Origin of the sequence: Pseudactinotalea sp., from assembly GCF_048594945.1 — a bacterium.
Classification (GTDB): Bacteria; Actinomycetota; Actinomycetes; order Actinomycetales; family Beutenbergiaceae; genus Pseudactinotalea.
Map to the genome: position 1 here is coordinate 1 of NZ_JBMDXJ010000401.1, position 17524 is coordinate 17524.

15 protein-coding genes are annotated in these 17524 nt (G+C 70.0%); 5 read left to right on the forward strand and 10 right to left on the reverse strand.

Translation table 11 applies throughout. The features are described from left to right. The 6 genes from ACOJSN_RS18190 to ACOJSN_RS18215 form a co-directional block, all read right to left on the reverse strand. Positions 1–449, reverse strand: a 449-nt coding sequence (locus ACOJSN_RS18190) for a sigma-70 factor domain-containing protein (RefSeq protein WP_420113904.1), incomplete at its 3' end; no start/stop codon positions are given. 164 nt (positions 450–613) lie between these two features. Then, the gene (gcvP, locus tag ACOJSN_RS18195) at positions 614–3457 is read right to left on the reverse strand and encodes an aminomethyl-transferring glycine dehydrogenase (RefSeq protein WP_420113905.1); all 2844 of its coding nucleotides are present in this window, start codon (positions 3455–3457) and stop codon (positions 614–616) included. A gap of 3 nt (positions 3458–3460) precedes the next feature. Further along, positions 3461–3832: a glycine cleavage system protein GcvH gene (gene gcvH, locus ACOJSN_RS18200; protein WP_420113906.1), complete on the reverse strand. Its 372-nt coding sequence runs from the start codon at positions 3830–3832 to the stop codon at positions 3461–3463. 41 nt (positions 3833–3873) lie between these two features. Continuing rightward, on the reverse strand, positions 3874–4968 hold the full coding sequence (gene gcvT / locus ACOJSN_RS18205) for a glycine cleavage system aminomethyltransferase GcvT (protein ID WP_420113907.1): 1095 nt from the start codon (positions 4966–4968) through the stop codon (positions 3874–3876). Next, positions 4965–5357, reverse strand: a complete 393-nt coding sequence (locus ACOJSN_RS18210; protein WP_420113908.1) for a universal stress protein — start codon at positions 5355–5357, stop codon at positions 4965–4967. The genes gcvT and ACOJSN_RS18210 overlap by 4 nt, the downstream gene beginning before the upstream one ends. A gap of 49 nt (positions 5358–5406) precedes the next feature. Further along, positions 5407–6531 carry a DUF4192 domain-containing protein gene (locus ACOJSN_RS18215; RefSeq protein WP_420113909.1) on the reverse strand — a complete coding sequence of 375 codons (1125 nt, stop codon included), beginning with the start codon at positions 6529–6531 and terminating at the stop codon, positions 5407–5409. A 128-nt stretch (positions 6532–6659) separates the two neighbouring features. On the opposite strand from ACOJSN_RS18215, the gene ACOJSN_RS18220 reads away from it, so the two are divergent. After that, positions 6660–7742, forward strand: coding sequence for a polyprenyl synthetase family protein (locus ACOJSN_RS18220; protein WP_420113910.1), 1083 nt, complete (start codon positions 6660–6662; stop codon positions 7740–7742). A 12-nt stretch (positions 7743–7754) separates the two neighbouring features. Here ACOJSN_RS18220 and ACOJSN_RS18225 read toward each other — a convergent pair whose 3' ends face one another. Beyond that, positions 7755–8144, reverse strand: a complete 390-nt coding sequence (locus ACOJSN_RS18225) for an Rv2175c family DNA-binding protein (protein ID WP_420113911.1) — start codon at positions 8142–8144, stop codon at positions 7755–7757. A gap of 123 nt (positions 8145–8267) precedes the next feature. Here ACOJSN_RS18225 and ACOJSN_RS18230 point away from each other — a divergent pair, with 123 nt between their 5' ends. Both ACOJSN_RS18230 and pknB read left to right on the forward strand, forming a co-directional pair. Continuing rightward, entirely contained in the window at positions 8268–9719 is a 1452-nt protein-coding gene (locus ACOJSN_RS18230) for a LysM peptidoglycan-binding domain-containing protein (RefSeq protein ID WP_420113912.1), read from the forward strand. Between the two features lie 38 nt (positions 9720–9757). Next, the gene (pknB, locus tag ACOJSN_RS18235) at positions 9758–11698 is read left to right on the forward strand and encodes a Stk1 family PASTA domain-containing Ser/Thr kinase (protein ID WP_420113913.1); all 1941 of its coding nucleotides are present in this window, start codon (positions 9758–9760) and stop codon (positions 11696–11698) included. A gap of 7 nt (positions 11699–11705) precedes the next feature. Here the strand turns inward: pknB and ACOJSN_RS18240 are convergent, their stop codons facing one another. The 3 genes from ACOJSN_RS18240 to ACOJSN_RS18250 all read right to left on the reverse strand — a co-directional run bounded on the left by ACOJSN_RS18240 (position 11706) and on the right by ACOJSN_RS18250 (position 14980). Further along, positions 11706–12251 (reverse strand): molybdopterin-dependent oxidoreductase, encoded by a 546-nt coding sequence (locus tag ACOJSN_RS18240; RefSeq protein ID WP_420113914.1) that lies wholly within the window; start codon positions 12249–12251, stop codon positions 11706–11708. Positions 12252–12324: 73 nt separating this feature from the next. After that, a complete protein-coding gene (locus ACOJSN_RS18245; protein ID WP_420113915.1) occupies positions 12325–13689 on the reverse strand; it encodes a class II 3-deoxy-7-phosphoheptulonate synthase in 1365 nt (454 codons plus the stop codon). 52 nt (positions 13690–13741) lie between these two features. Further along, on the reverse strand, positions 13742–14980 hold the full coding sequence (locus tag ACOJSN_RS18250; RefSeq protein ID WP_420113916.1) for a pyrophosphate--fructose-6-phosphate 1-phosphotransferase: 1239 nt from the start codon (positions 14978–14980) through the stop codon (positions 13742–13744). A gap of 91 nt (positions 14981–15071) precedes the next feature. Here ACOJSN_RS18250 and ACOJSN_RS18255 point away from each other — a divergent pair, with 91 nt between their 5' ends. Both ACOJSN_RS18255 and ACOJSN_RS18260 read left to right on the forward strand, forming a co-directional pair. After that, a complete protein-coding gene (locus ACOJSN_RS18255; RefSeq protein WP_420113917.1) occupies positions 15072–15587 on the forward strand; it encodes a hypothetical protein in 516 nt (171 codons plus the stop codon). A 71-nt stretch (positions 15588–15658) separates the two neighbouring features. Then, positions 15659–17485 carry an AMP-dependent synthetase/ligase gene (locus ACOJSN_RS18260; RefSeq protein ID WP_420113918.1) on the forward strand — a complete coding sequence of 609 codons (1827 nt, stop codon included), beginning with the start codon at positions 15659–15661 and terminating at the stop codon, positions 17483–17485. The last annotated feature ends 39 nt before the right edge of the window (positions 17486–17524 follow it).

Sequence of the window (17524 nt, forward strand, 5' to 3'; positions counted from 1 at the left end):
ACCTCCTGCTCGGCGTTCAGCAGCGCGACCTTACCGATCTGCTTGAGGTAGTCCTTGACCGGGTCGGCGGTGGCGCCGGCCGTCACGACCTGCTGTGCGGGGGCGTCGTCGTCGTCGGAGTCCGAGTAGACGAAGCCTGCGGACTCCGGCTCGTCGTCACCCTTGCCCTTGGCCTTGGTCTCGGACGTCCCCTCCGACTCCTCGTCGGTCTCCGTGACCTCGACGTCGGCCTCGTCGGGCTCCTCGGCGTCATCCTTGGCCTTGGTCGCCCGGCTGGCCTTGGCGGTGCTCGCCTTGGTGCGGGTGGGCTTCTTGGCGGCTGAGCTCTTCGAGGCAGCCGTCTTGGCCGCCGGCTTCTTCGCGGCGGTGGTCTTCGCGCTGCCGGTTGAGCGGCTGCGCGTGGTCTTCTTCGGTGCGGTCTCGGTCACGACGGTGGCGTCGTCAGGCATGGCGATGGGAAACCTTCTTCTTCACGGCGGGCACGACGATATCGACGCCGGGACGAGCGTCCCGGAAGCGCTGGCGTTGAGGCATCGCCGGCGGGCTGGCAACTCGGAGGTTGCGGGCAGTCACCATTATAAACGCGACCTCCCCCGTCCTTTGTTCCACGCCCTCAGGCATATGCCTCGACGGGCGGGCACGAGCACACCAGATGACGGTCTCCGAACGCTCCGTCCACGCGCCGCACCGGCGGCCAGTACTTGCCCAGCTCCATGCCTTCCAGAGGGTAGACGGCCACCTTGCGCGGGTAGGGGTGGTCCCATTCCTCGACCAGACTCGCGGCTGTGTGCGGTGCGTTGACCAGGGGGTTGTCCTCACGAGGCCACTCCCCCGCCGCCACCGCAGCGGCCTCCTCCCGGATCGCGAGCATCGCCGCGACGAACCGGTCGAGCTCACCGAGGTCCTCGGACTCCGTCGGCTCGACCATCAGCGTGCCCGGCACCGGGAAACTCATCGTCGGCGCGTGGAACCCGTAGTCGATCAGCCGCTTGGCGACGTCGTCGACCGTGATCCCGGACTGTGCCGTGAGCGGCCGCAGGTCGAGGATGCACTCGTGGGCCACCAGACCGTGGTTGCCGCGGTACAGCACCGGATAGGCGTCCTCGAGTCGGCTCGCCACGTAGTTCGCGGCCAGCACCGCGTGCGCGGTCGCGGACCGCAGACCTGCGCTGCCCATCAGCCGGATGTACGCCCAGCTGATCGGGAGGATCGACGGCGATCCGTACGGGGCCGCGCTGACCGCACCTTCGGCACGTCCCCCACCAGGCGTGAGCGGGTGGCCGGGCAGGTACGGCACCAAGTGCTCCGCCACGGCGACAGGACCGACCCCCGGACCGCCGCCACCGTGCGGGATGCAGAAGGTCTTGTGCAGATTGAGGTGCGAGACGTCGCCGCCGAAGGCACCAGGACCGGCCACGCCGACCAGGGCGTTGAGGTTGGCGCCGTCGATGTAGACCTGACCGCCGGCCGCGTGCACGAGGTCGCACAGCTCGCCGATGCCGTTCTCGTAGACACCGTGGGTCGAGGGGTAGGTCACCATGATCGCGGCGACCTTGCCCTCGTGGGCGGCGAGGACCGTGCGCAGGTCGTCGAGGTCGATGTCGCCGCTCGGCGCGGTCGCGACCACCGCGACCCGCAGCCCCGCGAGCACCGCCGAGGCCGCGTTGGTCCCGTGCGCGGACGCCGGCACCAGGCAGACGTCGCGGTCCAGATCGCCGCGTGCTCGGTGGTACTCCCGGATCGCGAGCAGTCCCGCGAGCTCGCCCTGCGACCCGGCGTTGGGCTGCACGCTCACCGCGGCGTAGCCCGTCAGCTCGGCGAGCCAGCCCTGCAGCTGCTCGATCAGCCCGAGATAGCCCGCCACGTCCTGCGCCGGCGCGAACGGGTGGATCCGCGACAGCTCAGGCCAGGTGACCGCCGCCATCTCCGTGGCGGCGTTGAGCTTCATCGTGCACGAGCCCAGCGGGATCATCCCGCGATCGAGTGCATAGTCGGCGTCCGAGAGTCGCCGCAGGTACCGCATCATCTGCGTCTCGGAACGGTGCGCGTGGAACACCGGGTGGGTGAGGTAGTCGGTGGTCCGTGCCAACCTCAGGTCCGCAATCGGCGACGGGATCGCCGATCCCCGCTCCTCGGCACCGCCGACGGCGTCGCTCGCCACCGCGAGCAACGTCGCCACGGTCTCGGGTGTCGTGAGCTCGTCGCAGGCGATGCTCACCTGGTCCGGGGCGGCGCGCCACAGCGTGATGTTCTGGGCAAGCGCGCCATCGACGAGCGCGTCGGCCACCTCAGGTGCGGCCCGCAGCGTCACCGTGTCGAAGAACGCCGGCGTCGCCAGCTCATACCCACTCTGGATCAGTCCCGCGGCAAGTTCCCTGGCCCGCAGATGCACCCTCTCGGCGATCGCCCGCAGCCCCTCGGGACCGTGGTAGACCGCGTACATCGACGCCATCACCGCGAGCAGCACCTGTGCGGTGCAGATGTTCGACGTCGCCTTCTCACGGCGGATGTGCTGCTCGCGCGTCTGCAGCGCCAGCCGCAGCGCCTGGGCACCCGACGCGTCCTTCGAGACCCCGACCAGTCGTCCAGGAAGCTGCCGCTGCAGCCCCTCGCGCACAGCGAGGTACCCCGCGTGCGGACCGCCGAACCCCATCGGCACCCCGAATCGTTGCGTGGTGCCGGCGACCACGTCGGCACCCCACTCGCCCGGCGCCTCCAGCAAGGTCAGGGATAGCAGGTCGGCCGCGACGACGACGATCGCACCCGCCTCGTGCGCGGCTGCGACCCACCGCTCGTAGCTCTCCCGGGAGTGGATCGCGCCCGAAGCGCCCGGGTACGAGAGCAGGATGCCGAAGACCCCGTCAAGGTCGGGAAGGGCGCCGTCGATATCGAGCTCGCCGAGCTCCAGTCCGACCGGTGCGGCCCGCGTCTCGAGCACCGCCTTGGTCGCGGTCAGGCTGTCGGAGTCGACCAGGAATCGGCTCCCCCGCTTGTGCACGCGGTGCGCCAGCAGCATCGCCTCGGCGACGGCGGTGCCCTCGTCGAGCATCGACGAACCGGCCACGGCGGTGCCGGTCAGGTCGATCACCATCGTCTGGAAGTTCAGCAGCGCCTCCAGCCGACCCTGCGAGATCTCGGGCTGGTAGGGCGTGTACGCGGTGTACCAGGCCGGGTTCTCCAGCACGTTCCGCTGGATGACCGAGGGTGTCACCGTGTCGTAGTAGCCCTGTCCGATCATCGAGGTGCGGACCGTGTTCCGCCCCGCGATCTCGCGCAGCTCGGCCAGCACCTCGGTCTCGTTCTCGGCAGCCGGGAGGGATGCCTGCTCCGTCACGATGCCAGCCGGGATCGCGGACAGCACCAGCTCCTCGACGCCCGGGTAGCCAAGCGCCCCGAGCATCTGTTCGCGGTCGGTCTCGCCGACGCCGATGTGCCGGTGGACGAACTCCCCCGCCATCCCTCAGCCCTGGGTGAGGGCGGTGTAGGCCTCGGCGTCGAGCAGCGGCCCCTCCGCCTCGACCGTGACGCTGAACAGCCAACCATCACCATACGGGTCGCTGTTGACCACCTCAGGGGCGTCGACCGCAGCCTCGTTGAGGCTCGCCACGGTCCCGGTCACGGGTGAGTACAGATCACTCACCGACTTGGTGGACTCGATCTCGCCGCACGGCTGCCCGGCCACGACCTCGCTGCCGACGGCGGGAAGGTCCAGGTAGACGACGTCGCCCAGGGAGTCGGTCGCGAAAGCGGTGACGCCCACGGTGGCGGTCCCGTCGGCGAGCACCACCCACTCGTGCTCGGCGGTGTACTGGCGGTCGGTGGGGATGCTCATCTCAGCTCGCGCTCCGTCGGTCCTGGGTGCTGGCCTCGGCGTCACGCCGGGCGTCGGTAGAAGGGTAGTTCGGTCACGGTCATCGGCTGCCGAGTCCCGCGCACGTCGACGTCGAGCGCCTCGCCAAGGATGGTCGGTGCGTTCACGTGCGCCATGGCGATCGGGTGTCCGAGCGTCGGAGAGAGCACGCCCGAGGTGACGGTCCCGATCTCGGTGCCCTCGCCGTCGAGCACGATCGAACCGGCACGGGCAGCACGGCGGCCCGACCCGGCCAACCCGATCAGATGAGTGCCCGTGGGATTCTCCGACCGCGCCGCGAGCGCGTCGCGACCCACGAAGGCGCGGTCGAGCTTGACCACGCGACCAAGCCCGACCTCGTACGGCGTCGTGGCCCGGGTGAGCTCCTGGCCGTACAGCGGCATCCCCGCCTCGAGGCGGAGAGTGTCGCGACAGGCGAGCCCCGCCGGGACGAGCCCGACCGGCGCGCCGGCCTCCAGCAACAGCCGCCACAACCCGACAGCACCCTCGGCGGGGACCGCCAGCTCGAAGCCGTCCTCACCGGTATAGCCGGTGCGGGCGACGAGCGCGGGCACCCCGTCGATCGTGCCGCGGACACTCGCGTAGTACCGGAGCGCACCGAGGTCCACATCGACCAGTGGCTCAAGGATCTCCGCAGAACGGGGCCCCTGGACGGCGATCAGTGCCCGGTGCGGCGTCCGGTCCACCACGGCGCACTGCCGACCCTCGCTGCGGCGTGTCAGCTCATCGAGCACGGTCAGCCGATTGGCGGCATTCGCGATGACGAGGTAGTCCTCGGCCTCGAGCCGGTACACGATGAGGTCGTCGAGGATGCCGCCATCCTCGGCGACGATCACGGTGTAGCGAGCTCGACCATCCGCCATCTGCGAGGGAATACTCACGAGCGCGCCGTCGAGGGCAGCACCGGCGTCCGGTCCGGTGACCTCGATCTGCGCCATGTGGGACAGGTCGAACAGGCCCGCCTGCTGCCGCACCGCGTGGTGCTCGGCCAGGTCCCCCGCATACCGAAGCGGCATCTGCCAGCCCGCGAAGCTGGTCAGGGTGGCGCCCGCGGCGATGTGCTCCGCATGCAGCGGAGTGGTCAACACCTCACTCATGCGGGACGCACGGGCTTCACGGCGAGGACCGGGCAGGTGGCGTCGAGCAGGATGCGCTGGGCGTTCGAGCCCAGGATGAGCTTGCCGACCGGGCTCCGGCGCCGAAGCCCGATCACGATCAGGTCCGCCGACAGGTCCTCGGCGATCTGCACCAGGTCATCCGCGACGTCGTTGCCGCGCTCCACGTGTCGCACCTCGTGCGCCACGTCGCTGGTCTCGAGCGTCTGTCGCGCCTCCTCGACCGCGGCCTCGATCGTCTCGGCGTCGGAGCCTCGGGTGGCGTGCACGACGACGACGAGCGTCGTCTCCCGGCGGGTCGCCTCCTCGATGCCTGATTCGAGGGCGGCTCTGCCCTCTGGTGTGGGGACGAACCCTGCAACGACCGGCACCACGCACCTCCATCCGCGCTCGGGTGGCGTCTGCGCCGAGGGTAGCGCGTCAGAACGTGCTCGGGGTCACGCATGAGCGCCCGCCCACCCAGCCCGGCCGCACTCCGGCATGCAGCACGTCGACCAGCAGGCTGCCCAGCGAGCAGCCCGGGTCCTCCGACAGGCACTGGTGCACCAGCACATCCGCTCGGGCCCCCTCGCCGGACCACCAGGCGAGCCATCCGAGCATCGCCAGCGGGTACCCAGCACGCCGCGGCCCGGCGTGCCTGACGATCTCCGTGAGCACCAGTCGGGCCGCCTGCCGGTGGCGACCATCGGGCAGAGCCACCTCACCCGTCACCATGCCGCCGAAATTGGCGAGCACGTCGTCGGATCCGGGCCGGCCACGCTCCCCGCTCACCGTCCATGCCACGACCGCGTCGCGCAGGTGGGGATCGGCCATCGCTGCCCCGAGGCGTCCGAGGACCGCCGGATCAGGCAGCCAGCGGCGCTGGGTCATCGCCTCCGCCAGCGCGACGCCGAACAGATCGAGAATCCGCCGCCGCCAGCGCTGCTGCTGGTCGCCGGGACGCTTGCGCATGGCCCGGCGTTCCCGGTCCGCGGCGCGGATCGCCGCAGCGAGCCGCTCGGCGTCGACGTCGCGGGGGCACCCGAGCGCCTCGCGACTGGGCGCCAGAGACTCGCCCTCCAGCACCATCCGCGCGGCGACGGCACTCTCGGTGAGCCGAGACAGTGGGTACCCCTCGTAGGGGCAGTGCGGCACGTGGGCGCACTCGAGGCAGGCGTACCCGGTCGGCGTCACGATGAACGCTTCGCGACGGTCGGTGAACGGCATCTGTGCCAGCCACTCCTCCAGCACCCCGCCCGCGACACCCTGTCCGGCGCGGATGTCCGCGATCGGCTCGTCGGCGTAGACGACCGTCAGAGCACCAACGGTGGGATCCTGCAGCATCTGGGCGCGAATTCCCGCGACGGCCTGCGGCAGCACCGTGGGGGTCGCCAGGTCGGCGAGATCGAGCCGGGAGGCCATACCGACGGCGACCTCGCCCGGGGCGGGCTCGATCACGGTGAGCATGGCGAGGGACTGCGTCGGCACGTATCCGAATCGGTACGGCAGGTAAGCGAGGAGGTCCTCGGCGCGGTCGAGCTTGAGCGTGACGGGTTCGATGTCCATCGCCTGAGTCCACCGCGGCCGGTGGTGCGCCCGCTCGGTCCGCGAGGGGGTGCTGTGGATACCGGTGCATCAGGCTGCACCTGTGGACAAGGTCGGGCGTGTCTCCCGGCACGGGTAGTGTGGCGATCGTGCAGCAGGCGGTCGCGGAACTACGCCCGGCGGTGACCGCCGAGGTGCTCGGCTCATGGCGCCGCCTGGCCGGCTCGTTCGCCGCTGTCGGCCACGAGGTCGCCGCCTTCTTCGACGTCGGTGCGGATCTGCTGGCGCACGGCAAGCGCCTGCGCGCCTCGTTCGCCTCCGCCGGTTGGCGGAGCCTCGGAGGTGAGCCGCTGGCCGCCGCCGAGGTCCGGCTCGGGAGTGGGCTGGAGCTCTTCCAGGTGGCGGCGCTCGTCCATGACGACCTCATGGACGGTTCTCTGACACGCCGCGGCCGCCCGTCGGCCCACCGGCAGTTCGCGCACCACCACGACGAGATCGGGCTCGTGGGCGGCGCCACCCGGTTCGGCGAGGCGGGCGCAGTGCTCCTGGGTGATCTGCTGCTCGTGGCTGCCCAGGCCGAGCTTGACGGTGCGCTCGGCCTCGTGGGTGTGGAGCCCGGGTCCAGGGGGCGTCGCCTCGTCGAGGAGATGATGGCCGAGGTCACGGTCGGCCAGTTCCTCGACATCTACGCGCAGTCCGCACCATGGTCGGAGGATCCCGCCGTCGACCTCGACCGGGCTCGCCGTGACAACCGCTCCAAGTCCGCCCGCTACAGCGTGGAGCACACCTTGGTCATCGGCGCCGCGATGGCGGGTGCGGGTGACGATGCGCTCGCCCGGCTGCGCGCCGTCGGGCTGCCGATCGGCGAGGCGTTCCAGCTCCGCGACGACGTCCTCGGCGTCTTCGGGGACCCGTCCACCACTGGGAAGCCGGCAGGTGACGATCTCCGCGAGGGCAAGCGGACTGTGCTGGTCACTCTCGCCATGACACTCGCGAACCCGGCTGACCGGGCGATGCTGCGCACCGCCGTCGGGAATCCCGACCTCACGCTCGACGACGTGACTCAGATCCGCGCGATCCTCACCGAGTGTGGTGCCCTCGACGCTGTCGAGGACCTGATCGCCGAGCGGTATCGCACCGGTTTGGACGCCCTCGCCGCGACCGGTCTCGGCCAGCAGCAGCAGGCCCATGTCGCGGCGATCGCCGACGCCGCGATCGTGCGTAACGCCTGATCGGGACGCGACTCAGAAGGCGAGCGACTGCGCGGACCGACGGACCGCGTGCGTGCGCAGGTCGGTCAACGCCTGGATCGGGGTGCTGCCGAGCTCGTCGTTGGCGCGGAACAGCCAGGACACGATCTCCTCGTCGCTGAAGCCGGCATCCGTGAGCTGGATGACGCTCCCGCGCAGGCCGGGCACGACGGCCGTGCCGCCCTCGGGATCCTCGACCACGAAGGCCGAGGGGATCACCGGCGCCCGGCCACCCCGCCGCACCGCGACGATCGACCGATCGGCGATCAAGCTGCGGACGTCCCGGTCACGCAGGCCGAGCGCCTCTGCCACCTCCGGGATGCTCGCCCACGCGATGTGCTCGAGGCCGTCGGAGGCATCGGTGGCCGGAGTCGTCTCACGCATAGGAGCGAGCGTAGGGCCAACCCGCGACAACCGAGCGACCACTCTGTTATCGTCACTAACTGCACATATGTCACATCTGTCGCACACGACACTGGTGTCACACCCACGAGACCGGGAGCTCGCATGGCCCTCCGCCGCACTCGCACACCCGTCCAGGTAGCCACCGGCCTGACCGCCATCGGCGCCGTCACGGCCGTCGGTCTCGCCGGCGTGGTCGCTCCCGCCACAGCCGACGCCGCTGCCGCGCCCGGCCACCGACCGAGCGAGCACACGGGGCCGATCCCGATGCAGCCGTCCAACAACGAGCGCACCCACACCGTGCGTAGCGGCGAGACGGTGTCGGCGATCGCTGCCCGCTACGGCACCACGATCTCCGCGATCGTGTCGGCCAACGATCTCAATGCGCGCGCGATGATCTACGTCGGCCAGGTCCTCACGATCCCCAGCGGCGCCGGCTCGGCGTCCAGCTCCACGGGTTCCTCCTCGTCCTCCAGCTCGACGGCGTCCGGAACCTCGTCCTACAAGGTCGTCTCGGGAGACACACTCTCGGGCATCGCTGCCCAGCACGACACGACAGTTTCCCGGTTGATGTCGCTCAACAACCTCAGCTCGACCGTGATCCACCCCGGTCAGGTGCTCAAGGTCAGCGGATCCAGCTCGTCGTCGGGCAGCTCTAGTTCCTCCAGCTCGTCCTCCGGCAGCTCGAGCTCCTCGAGTAACGGCGCGACGTACACGGTGCGCTCGGGTGACACGGTGTCCGCCATCGCCGCCCGGCACGACACCACGGTCGCGGCCATCGTGTCGGCCAACGACCTCAACTCGCGCGCACTCATCCGCATCGGTCAGGTGCTCACGATCCCCGGCTCGTCGTCGAGCTCCTCGAGCTCGTCGAGCTCGTCATCAAGCTCCTCCTCGAGCTCCTCCAGCTCCTCCTCGAGCAGCTCGACCAGCTCCTACACGGTCGCGGCCGGAGACACGCTGTCCGGGATCGCTGCCAAGCACAACACCACGGTCAGCGCGATCACCTCGCTCAACTCGCTCAGCTCGACCGTGATCCACCCAGGTCAGGTCCTCAAGGTGCAGGGCCAGCTCGTGCCCAACACCTTCCTGCACTACACCTACCCCGAGTCCACGGTCTCGGCAGCGAACCAGAACAAGCAGGAGCTGTTGTCGGCCAACCTGCCGAGCCGCACCGCGATGCAGGACATCATCCGCACCACGGCGCAGCAGATGGGCGTGGACCCCGCGCTCGCGCTGGCGGTCGCGCAGCAGGAGTCGGGCTTCGACCCGGCGGCAGTCTCGCCCGCCAACGCGATCGGGGCGATGCAGGTGATCCCCACCTCGGGCGAATGGGCCTCCGACATGGTCGGCCGCGACCTCGATCTGCTCGACCCGCACGACAACGCGGTGGCCGGCGTGGCGATCCTGCGGTACCTCGTGCGCACCGCCCCGGATCTCCCGACGGCGATCGCCGGCTACTACCAGGGCCTCGCCTCGGTCAACCGCAACGGGATGTTCTCCGACACCCGCCGCTACGTGGCCAATGTGCAGACCCTGATGACACGCTATGCCTGAACCGGCGTAGATCGGCTCGTCGCTCTTACACTGCGATCGTGGCCGCCACCGTGACCGATCCCGTGCTCGGCACGATCGTCGACGGCCGCTACGAGGTCATCTCCCGCATCGCTCGGGGAGGCATGGCCACCGTCTATCTCGCGCAGGACCGCCGGCTCGACCGCAAGGTCGCGCTCAAGATGATGCACCCGCATCTGGCCGACGGCAGCGACGTGGTCGCCCGCTTCCGGCGTGAGGCACGTGCCGCTGCGCGACTCTCGCACCCGGGCGTGGTCGGGGTGTTCGATCAAGGCACCGAGGGTGAGACGTCCTACCTCACCATGGAGTACGTCGACGGCGTGACGTTGCGTCGTCGCCTGTCCTCACGCGGTGCGCTGTCGCTGGGTGAGGCGCTCGACGTCATGGAGTCGGTCCTCGACGCCCTTGCCGCCGCACATCGTGCAGGCCTGGTCCACCGCGATGTCAAGCCTGAGAACGTCCTGATCGCGCGCAGCGGAGCGGTCAAGGTCGCCGACTTCGGCCTCGCACGCGCGGTCACCGAGGCCACGATGTCCTCCACCGGTGCGCTGCTCGGCACGGTGGCCTACCTCTCCCCCGAGATCGTCACCTCCGGCGCTGCGGATGCCCGCGCCGACGTCTACGCGGCCGGCGTGATGCTCTACGAGATGCTCACCGGCCACCAGCCGTTCGAGGGCGAGACCCCGATCCAGATCGCGTACAAGCACGTCCACGAGCGGGTGCCACCCCCATCCGATGACGTCGACTGGCTGCCCTTCGAGGTCGATGAGTACGTCGCCTCGCTCACCGCCCATGACCCTGACCAGCGGCCTCGCTCAGCCGACGCAGCGCTCGCCGCTCTGCGCACGATGCGGGCCGAGTTCGACGAACAGGTGCTCGCGCTCCGAGCCGACGTGGACCCCCGCCAAGCGGAGATCGCCGAGATCGCGAACGAGGCCACCGACGATGTCGAGCGCGAGGGCCACACGGCCGCTGTTCCCACGCCGCCCGGCGGCACTGTCGCGCTCCCGATCGGCGCAGTCACCGAACCCGACGAGCAGCCGCTGGAGAACAACCGGCGCAAGCGGACCCGGCGTCGCCGCGCCTTCGCGGTCGTCCTCGTGGTGCTGTTCGTGCTCGCCGCCGCCGGCAGCGGCGCGTGGTGGTACCTCACGATCGGGCCCGGCGCCTACACGACCATGCCCGACGTCGTCGGCCGCGCCGAGGCCACGGCCCTGTCCACGCTCGAGGAAGCGGGACTCGACCCGACCACCACCGCCGAGCACTCCGACTCCGTGCCGGTCGGTCACGTGATCAGCACCGACCCCGCACCCGGAGACCGGATCGAGAAGAACGGCCAGGTCGAGGTGGTGGTCTCCCAGGGCGTGCTGCGCATCAGCATCCCCGACGTCGCGGGCGCCACCGAGGCGGACGCGCAGCAGCAGCTGGCGGCGGCCGGGCTCGACGGAACCATTCACATCGAGCGGGACTGGCACCAGGATGTGCCCGAGGGCACGGTGATCGAGACCGAGCCCAGCGCCGGCAGCACGGTCGACCACGGCGTCGACATCACGGTGCTGGTCTCCCAGGGGCGCGAGCCGATCACGGTGCCGGACGTCGTCGGGCTCCCTGCCGACGAGGCGGAGCAAGACATCCTCGATGCCGGCGCCGAGCCGCAGTTCGGCGACGAAGCCTTCTCCGACGACGTGCCGGAGGGTCACATCATCAGCCAGGAGGTCGTCGGGGAGGCGTACCGTGGCGACCTCGTGCCGCTCGTGACGTCCAAGGGACCCGAGCTGTTCCAGGTCCCGAACCTGTTCGGGATGCAGTACGCCGACGCCGCCGCCGAGCTGGAGGCACTCGGATTCGTGCCTGAGCGGGAGAACGTGCTCGGCGGGCTGTTCGGCACCGTGCGTGAGCAGTCGGTGGAGGCCGACTCCTGGCAGCCGCGTGGCACAGTCATCGTGCTGACGGTGGTGTGAGGGGCATTCAGCTCCGGCGCGCGTAGCGCTCCTCGCGCCATGCGTCGCCGCGAGCGTGGTAGCCACGCTGTTCCCAGAACCCACGGTCAGGGTTCTCGGGGAGCAGGTAGTTCCAGCCCCGGAGCCACTTGGGCCCCTTCCACGTGTACAGGTGCGGGATCACCAGCCGCAGCGGTGCGCCGCGCTCGGGGGTCAGCGGCTGACCGTCGCGGTGCGTGACCAGCAGCGCGTCGCTGGAGAGCATGTCGGCCAACGGCACGTTCGCCGCGTACCCGAACTCGGCGAACACCAGGGTGTCGCTGACCTCCGGCGCCGGCGGCGCGAGCTCCACGAGATCCCGCGCCCGTACCCCGCCCCACGCGATCCCCTGGGCGGTCCACCGGGTCGCGCAGTGCATGTCGCACAGCTGCTCCACCGGCGGCAGCTCCGCGACCTCGTCAAGGCTGAAGGTGCGCTCGTCTCCGCTCGCGGTCGCGCCTCCGATCGTGACACGCCACCGGGCACGCTCCCGCTCGGGAATCCGGCCGTAGTGCATCACCGGGGGCTCAGCCACCCGGTGCTGGCCCGGCGGCAAGGCGTGACCGTGCGCCGGTATGTGAGGCTCCGGCGAGCGCGCTGCAGTCACGTCAGGAGTCCCGCAGCATCTCCGCGACCAGGAACGCCATCTCCAGCGACTGCTGGTGATTGAGGCGGGGGTCGACCAGGGTGGTGTAGCGCCGCGTCAGCCCGACGTCGTCGATCTCCTCGCTGCCCCCGAGCACCTCGGTGACGTCGTCGCCCGTCAGCTCGACGTGCAGACCACCCGGGACCGTGCCGAGGCTGCGGTGTACCTCGAAGAAACCGCGGACCTCGTCTATGACGTCGGTGAACCGCCGGGTCTTGTACCCGTTGCCCGAGGTGATGCCGTTGCCGTGCATCGGGTCGCACACCCACGTGACCGGGCGTCCGTCAGCGGCGACGCCCTCCACCAGCGCCGGCAACAGGTCGCGGACCTTGCCGGCACCCATCCGGGTGATGAACGTGAGTCGCCCCGGTTCGCCGTCGGGGTTGAGCCGATCGATCAGAGCGACCGCATCCGCGACCGTACTCGTCGGACCCAGCTTGACTCCGAGCGGGTTCCGCACGCGAGAGAAGAAGTCCACGTGCGCGCCGTCGAGCTGGCGCGTGCGCTCCCCGATCCACAGGAAGTGAGCGGAGCAGTCGTAGGCGAGACCGGTGCGCGAGTCGATCCGGGTGAGCGGCCGCTCGTAGTCGAGCAACAACCCCTCGTGCGAGGAGTAGAAGTCGACCGTCCTCAGGGCATCGAAGTCGGCGCCGGCGGCCTGCATGAACCGGATCGCCCGGTCGATCTCGCCCGCGAACGCGTCGTAGGCCGCATACGCGGGGTTGTCGAGGAAACCTCGATTCCACTCATGCACGCGCCGCAGGTCGGCGAACCCGCCCTGCGTGAACGCGCGGATGAGGTTGAGCGACGTGGCCGAGCTCCGGTATGCCGCGAGCAGCCGTTGCGGATCGGGGATCCGGGACTCCGCCGTGAACTCGAACGAGTTGATGATGTCGCCGCGGTAAGCCGGCAGCGTCACGCCATCGCGGGTCTCGACGTCGGAGCTGCGCGGCTTCGCGAACTGTCCCGCCATCCGGCCCATCTTGATGATGGGGATCGAGGCGCCGTAGGTCAGCACGACCGCCATCTGCAGGATCGTCTTGATCTTGTCGCGGATGTTGTCGGCTGTGATCTCCGCGAACGTCTCCGCGCAGTCGCCGCCCTGCAACAGGAACGCCTCGCCGCGGGACGCCGCCGCCAACCGCTCACGCAGGTTGTCGGCCTCGCCCGCGAACACCAGCGGGGGCTGCGTGGCGAGCTCGCTCGTGACGGCCCGAAGCGCCTCCTGATCCGGCCAGGCCGGTTGCTGCAGCGCGCGCAGCTCACGCCACCGATCCAGCCCGCCAGGTGCCGCGGTATCGGGGGCCGTCTCGCTCTGCACGCTCACCACGTCAGGATAGGGCGCTCGGAAGGCGCCGCCCGACCATGGCGCCGCCCGGTCAGTGCGCCGCAGGCTCGGCGGCGACCAGCGGCTGGCCGATCCCGTCGAGCAGCTCACCGAACCACGGCGTGCTCACGTCGAACGCCTTGCCGCCCGCGATGCGCGGGAACTCGATCGCACGCAGCTCGTCGCCGTTCTCCTCGTCGTGGCCGATGACGCCCGAGACACCGGCGATCGCGGTCTCGACCGCGAGGTCGACCATCCGACCGATCAGCTCGAGATCAGCCTCGTTCGCCTTGGCCGACCTCGAGAAGTACCCGCTCTTCTGCACCATCGTCTTCTCGGCGCCGATCAGCGAGGCGAACTGCTTGGCGAACCAGGCACCGGGGTTGATCGTGTCGAGCTTGACGTGTCCGAACGGGTCCCGCTGCACCTCCTCGCCGGCGGCCTCGAGCTCGGCGATGATCTCCGGGACCCCGGCACCCTCGGACAGGAAGATGTTGACGTTGCCGATCTCGTCCATGATGCCGCGCAGCCGGGCCGCCTCGGCCTGCATGTCGAGCTTGAGCTCGGGCAAGAACACCGCGTGGACGTCCCAGCGCTCGCGCGTGAGGCCGAGGCTGGGGTTCCACTCCTGCTGGTCCAGCCACGCGCGGTAGTCCCGCGCCGCCGCTGCGGTCAGCCAGCCGCAGTGCCGGCCCATCACCTCGTGCACGATCAGCATGCGCGGGTTCGACCGGTGCTCACCGATGATGTTCTGCGCGAAGATCGACGCCTGCTCGGCGGCCGTCATGGCACCGAGCGACTGCCGGATCGGCACGATGTCGTTGTCGATCGTCTTCGGCAGGCCGACCACCTCCAGGTGGTACCCGTTGGACTCCAGGTAGGCCGCGAGATCAGCCGCAGTCGTGTTGGTGTCGTCACCTCCGATCGTGTGGAGCACGTCCACGCCGTCGGTGCGCAGCTGCTCCGCCGCGACCTGCAGCGGGTCCTGCCCCTCGGCGACAAGGCCGCGCTCGACCAGGTTCGTGGCGTTGGTCAGCTTCACCCGGCTGTTGCCGATCGGGCTGCCGCCGAACCGGTCCAGGATCGCCGCGTTCGCGCGGGCGTCGTCGTCGATCGTGATCGAGGTGCCGGTCAGCAGGCCGTGGTAGCCGTACTGATAGCCGATGATCTCGGCGTCCGGGAGGACCTCCGAGTAGCGGGTGACCAGCTTGCCTACGGCAGCGGACAGACAGGGCGCGAAACCGCCTGCGGTCAGAAGTGCGACCTTGCGGATCTGGCGTGCTTCGGACATCGGCGATTGCTTCCTCTCGTGGACCATGGACGATCAGCCCCCGGTGAACGGCGGCTCTGGGTCAAGACTAGAGCGGACTAAACTGGAAGGTATGCCGCCGTCCACGGAGCACCCCTCGGGTGAGGGTGGCCATGACGAGAGCAGCGAGGGGGACGGCCCCCGCCATCCCACTCAGGATGATTTCGACCGGCGGTTCGCCGAGCTGACCAGCCATCCGGACCTGGATGGACTGCAGCAGTCGCTCCCTCGGCCCGATCCCGCCCGACCCCAGCCCAACACCGGCGAGCCTGACAGCGAGACCGGCGACGCCCCGCCGTCGGGCACGCTCGGTGGGCCGCGCGACTACGCACCGCCGGAGGACGAGCTCGACGAGCACTTCGACCCGCCGGAGCCCGAGTCCCTCACCAGCGCAGACCCGATCAAGGTGCTCGCCTGGACCGGCGCCATCGCGGGACCGGTCTGCCTGATGCTCGTGGTGATCTTCTGGACGACCGCACCCGCGATCGTCTGGCTGACCGTGCTCGCCGTGACCCTGCTCGGGTGGGTCGTGGCCATCCTCCGATTGCCACGATCGCGCAACGATGACGATGACGGCGCCGTGGTGTGACTGCTGCGCCTCGCCGGACCGATAGCCTGACCCCTCACACCATCCTTCCCGTTCTGCCACCGGAGCCAGCAATGGACACCTTCGCCGCCCCACCGATCGTGACGACGCCCGACGAGATGTCCGTCGGCGACCTGCTCGCCGACCACGCCAACCGCACGCCCGACAAGGTGCTGGTCGAGCGCCTCGTCGACGGCACCTGGCGCCCCGTGACCGCCGCCGAGATGCACGCGACCGCGACCGCGATCGCCAAGGGCCTGATCGCCTCCGGCGTCGAGGCCGGCGATCGGGTCGCGATCATGGCGCGCACGCGCCCCGAGTGGACGTTCCTCGACTTCGGGATCTGGTACGCGGGCGCCGTCCCGGTGCCGGTGTACGAGACGTCGTCGCCGTCGCAGACCGCGTGGATCCTCTCCGACTCCGGCGCGGTCGCGGCCGTGGCCGAGCACGCCGATCACGAGGCCGTCATCGAGAAGGCACGCAAGAAGGCGCCCGACGTCAAGCACGTGTGGCAGATCGATGGCGGCGCGCTCGAGCAGCTCGCGGCTGCGGGCGTGGACGTCGGCGACGAGGTGGTGCGTGAGCGCCGTGACGCCGTGCGCCTCGGCGATCTCGCCACCGTGATCTACACCTCCGGCACCACCGGCAAGCCCAAGGGTGCGGAGCTCTCGCACGGCAACTTCGTGGAGCTGACGCGGAACGCGGTCGAGGCGCTGGGCAGCCAGATCCTGCACGCCGACTCGCGCACGCTGCTGTTCATGCCGCTGGCGCACGTGTTCGCGCGGTTCGTCGAGGTGCTGTGCATCGCGGCGGGCGTCCCGCAGGGGCACACGCCGGACACCAAGACCTTGATGGCCGACATCGGCACCTTCCGGCCCACCTTCATCCTGTCGGTCCCTCGAGTGTTCGAGAAGGTCTACAACTCCTCCGAGGCCAAGGCGGCCGCCGGCGGCAAGATCAAGATCTTCCAGTGGGCGGCGAAGACCGCACAGGACTACTCGCGCTCGCTCGAGACCGGCGGACCCGGGTTCGCGCTGAAGCTGCAGCACAAGGTCGCCGACAAGCTCGTGCTGCACAAGATCCGCGACGCGCTCGGCGGCCAGGCCGCGTTCGCGATCTCCGGCGGCGCGCCGTTGGGTGAGCGGCTCGGGCACTTCTTCCGCGGCGTCGGGCTCACGGTCCTCGAGGGATACGGCCTCACCGAGACCACCGCACCGCTGAGCGTGAACGTGCCCGCCAAGGCCAAGATCGGCACGGTCGGGCCGCCGCTGCCCGGCACCTCGATCAAGATCGGCGCCGACGGCGAGATCCTCGCCCAGGGCGTCGGAGTGTTCGCGGCGTACCACGGCAACGAGGACGCCACCAACGAGGCGATCGAGGACGGCTGGTTCCACACCGGCGACATCGGTGAGCTCGACAGCGACGGCTACCTCAAGATCACGGGCCGTAAGAAGGAGTTGATCGTCACCGCGGCCGGCAAGAACGTGGTGCCGTCACAGCTCGAGGACCGGCTGCGCTCGCATCCCCTGATCAGCCAGTGCCTCGTGGTCGGCGACCAGCGGCCGTTCGTCGCGGCCCTGATCACGCTCGACGGCGAGATGTTGCCTTCGTGGTTGTCGAACCACTCGCTGCCGGAGATGGGTGTGACCGAGGCGGCCAAGCACCCCGAGGTGCTCGCGGCGCTGCAGCGGGCCGTCGACCGGACGAACGCCAAGGTGTCCCGGGCCGAGTCGATCCGCAAGTTCGAGGTGCTGACCGACGACTTCACGATCGACAACGACTACCTGACGCCGTCGCTCAAGGTGAAGCGCGCCAAGGTCCTGGGCGACTACGCCAACCTCGTGGACGACGTGTACGCACGCGCAGCGGCTGACCGCAACGCGGAAGGCACCTCCGCCTGAGGGCTCGCGCACCGATGTCGGACGTGTGTTCTAGCGTCC

Excerpts from the sequence above, each read along its gene's own strand:
- gcvT (WP_420113907.1), bottom strand. The coding sequence starts at position 4,968 with ATGAGTGAGGTGTTGACCACTCCGCTGCATGCGGAGCACATCGCCGCG.
- gcvH (WP_420113906.1), bottom strand. The coding sequence starts at position 3,832 with ATGAGCATCCCCACCGACCGCCAGTACACCGCCGAGCACGAGTGGGTG.
- ACOJSN_RS18230 (WP_420113912.1), top strand. The coding sequence starts at position 8,268 with ATGGCCCTCCGCCGCACTCGCACACCCGTCCAGGTAGCCACCGGCCTG.
- ACOJSN_RS18215 (WP_420113909.1), bottom strand. The coding sequence starts at position 6,531 with ATGGACATCGAACCCGTCACGCTCAAGCTCGACCGCGCCGAGGACCTC.
- ACOJSN_RS18225 (WP_420113911.1), bottom strand. The coding sequence starts at position 8,144 with ATGCGTGAGACGACTCCGGCCACCGATGCCTCCGACGGCCTCGAGCAC.
- ACOJSN_RS18255 (WP_420113917.1), top strand. The coding sequence starts at position 15,072 with ATGCCGCCGTCCACGGAGCACCCCTCGGGTGAGGGTGGCCATGACGAG.
- gcvP (WP_420113905.1), bottom strand. The coding sequence starts at position 3,457 with ATGGCGGGGGAGTTCGTCCACCGGCACATCGGCGTCGGCGAGACCGAC.
- ACOJSN_RS18250 (WP_420113916.1), bottom strand. The coding sequence starts at position 14,980 with ATGTCCGAAGCACGCCAGATCCGCAAGGTCGCACTTCTGACCGCAGGC.
- ACOJSN_RS18260 (WP_420113918.1), top strand. The coding sequence starts at position 15,659 with ATGGACACCTTCGCCGCCCCACCGATCGTGACGACGCCCGACGAGATG.